This window comes from Aminiphilus sp., assembly GCF_029975095.1.
In the GTDB taxonomy this organism is placed as follows: domain Bacteria; phylum Synergistota; class Synergistia; order Synergistales; family Aminiphilaceae; genus Aminiphilus.
In genome coordinates this window covers 1-2,345 of the sequence record NZ_JARKPW010000175.1, presented here as the reverse complement: position 1 = coordinate 2,345, position 2,345 = coordinate 1, and the positions used below count along the sequence as shown (strand labels likewise).

The window sequence follows — 2,345 nt, the reverse complement described above, 5'->3', positions numbered from 1 at the left end:
GTCGGGATGCGGTAGAGTATGTACGCCAGAAGATCGCGGTGGAGATCAACTCCGTGACGGACAACCCCCTCATCTTCCCCGCCGAGGAAGAAGCCATCAGCGGGGGTAATTTCCATGGCCAACCCATCGCTATCGCCATGGATTTCTTCGGTATCGCCGCGGCGGAACTGGCAAGTATTTCCGAGAGACGAGTGGCTCGCCTGGTGGACGCGAAGCTCTCCGGACTTCCCCCGTTTCTCGTGGGCAACAGCGGCCTGAACAGCGGGTTCATGATCCCGCAATATGTCTGCGCCGCACTCGTGTCCGAAAACAAGGTCCTCGCTCACCCCTCTTCCGTGGACAGTATTCCCACGTCTGCAAACCAGGAAGATCATGTCTCCATGGGGATGTATTCTTCCAGAAAGGGAAGAGCAATCCTTGAAAACACCGAGAAAGTCCTTGCTGTGGAACTTCTCTGTGCTGCCCAGGGGGTTGAGTTTCACAAACCTCTTCAGCCAGGAAGAGGAACTCGTGCCGCTCGCCGCCTGATTCGAGAACACGTGCCCTTCGTTCAAGAGGACTGCTTTCTCCAACCCCTCATTGAAGACGTGCTCCATCTGGTTCGAAGTGGAGAACTGGTACAGTGCGTGGAGGAGGAAATCGGCCATCTCTCGTGACGGGGAATTCTGAAAAGACACGATGGTGCACATGTTTCATCCCTGCCCCTTTCGCATGCGGCAACGTTTTTACACGTAAACCGCAGGGAACAGGATGATTTTTGAACAACGAACGGCGTATTTCTTGGAGGAGAGACTACAACAAATATGGCACGCAGACTGGTCGAGTGTGTTCCGAACTACAGTGAGGGACGACGTCCGGAGATCATTGAGGCATTGGTTGCACTCTTTAAAAAAACGAAGGGTGTTTATCTGTTCGACTACAGAGCCGACGAAGACCACAATCGCCTCGTCGTGAGCTTGGTGGGTGAACCGGAACCGATGGAGGACGCACTGCTCGAGGCCGCCAGGGTCGCGATGGAGAATATCGGACATGGAGCATCACCAAGGCGGCCATCCCCGTATCGGCGCAGTGGATGTCATTCCCTTCACACCTCTGAAGAACGTGAGCATGGAAGAATGCGTGCTCCTTGCGCATGCCTTCGGGGAGCGCTATTGGCAGGAGACGGGCATTCCCGTGTATTTCTACGAAGAAGCGGCCCTGCGCCCGGAGAGAAAGCGCCTCGAAGTCATCAGAAAGGGACAGTACGAAACACTCAAGCTGGAAGTCCTCTCGAATCCCGAACGGCTTCCGGACAAGGGAAGTGCGGCACTCCATCCCACTGCCGGAGCCACCGTGATCGGAGCACGCAACTTTCTCGTCGCGTTCAACGTCAACCTTGGAACAACGGATGTCTCCATCGCGAAAGAAATTGCCAAAGCCGTTCGTGCTTCCAGCGGAGGTTTCTGTCATGTGAAAGGCATCGGACTCGCCCTTGAGGACCGGGGACTTGTTCAGGTGAGCATGAACTCGTTGACCACCGAAAGAACGCCCTCTACCGCGTGCTGGAGACCATTCGGATGGAAGCCCGCCGCTGGGGCGTCTCGGTGGTGGAGACAGAACTCTACGGTATGGTTCCCGCCGAGGCTCTTCTCGACAGTGCCGCCTATTATCTTCAAGCCGCCGGATTCGACCCACGACAGGTGATCGAACTTCGCCTCCTGGAGATGATGGAGGAGGAACAGGCATGACCGTGAAGCTTTTCCACAACGCCCGAATCTGGACAGCCTCCGACAGGGGAACTCCTCTGCGCGGAACAGAACAGGGAAACGTGACCGTCTGGGAACGTGGGGCTCTTCTGATTCAAGACGGGAACATCGCCTGCGTCGGAGAGGAGATTTCCGTTCGAAAAGCACTGGAGGAGCTTCTCGCCGCAAAAGACGATTCCGTTCCGTTTCAGGAAATCGACTGCGCCGGGCGCTGTCTTGTCCCTGGATTTGTGGATCCACACACCCACATGTGCTTTATCGAGCCACGTGAAGAGGAGTTTGCGCTCCGCCTCGACGGCACACCGTACCTGGAAATTCTTCGCCGTGGGGGCGGCATCCTTTCTTCCGTCAGATCCGTCGAGGCGGCGGGAGAAGAGCTGCTCTACGAAAGAACCCGGGCTACCGTCCTGCGCGCTCTTTCCTTCGGGACGACCACGGTGGAAATCAAAAGCGGCTATGGCCTGGACACGGAGACGGAACTCAAGATGCTCCGCGTCATCGACAGGATCCGGCGCACCACACCTCTCGACGTGGCTCCCACATTTATGGGAGCCCATGCCGTTCCACCTCGCTTTCGGAACGAGCCGGAAAAAGACGTGG

Annotated in this window: 1 protein-coding gene and 3 pseudogenes; all 4 read left to right on the top strand. The window is 56.8% G+C overall.

What is annotated here, in order from left to right:
* Positions 1-656, top strand: a 656-nt coding sequence (locus Q1K49_RS11075) for an aromatic amino acid lyase (RefSeq protein ID WP_300525990.1), incomplete at its 5' end; no start/stop codon positions are given.
* A 147-nt stretch (positions 657-803) separates the two neighbouring features.
* Positions 804-1,013 (top strand): annotated as a pseudogene (locus tag Q1K49_RS14925) (glutamate formiminotransferase); the annotation flags it as partial.
* 16 nt (positions 1,014-1,029) lie between these two features.
* Positions 1,030-1,727 (top strand): annotated as a pseudogene (gene ftcD / locus Q1K49_RS11070) (glutamate formimidoyltransferase).
* A pseudogene (locus Q1K49_RS11065) lies at positions 1,724-2,345 on the top strand (amidohydrolase family protein); the annotation flags it as partial. The pseudogenes ftcD and Q1K49_RS11065, both read left to right, overlap by 4 nt.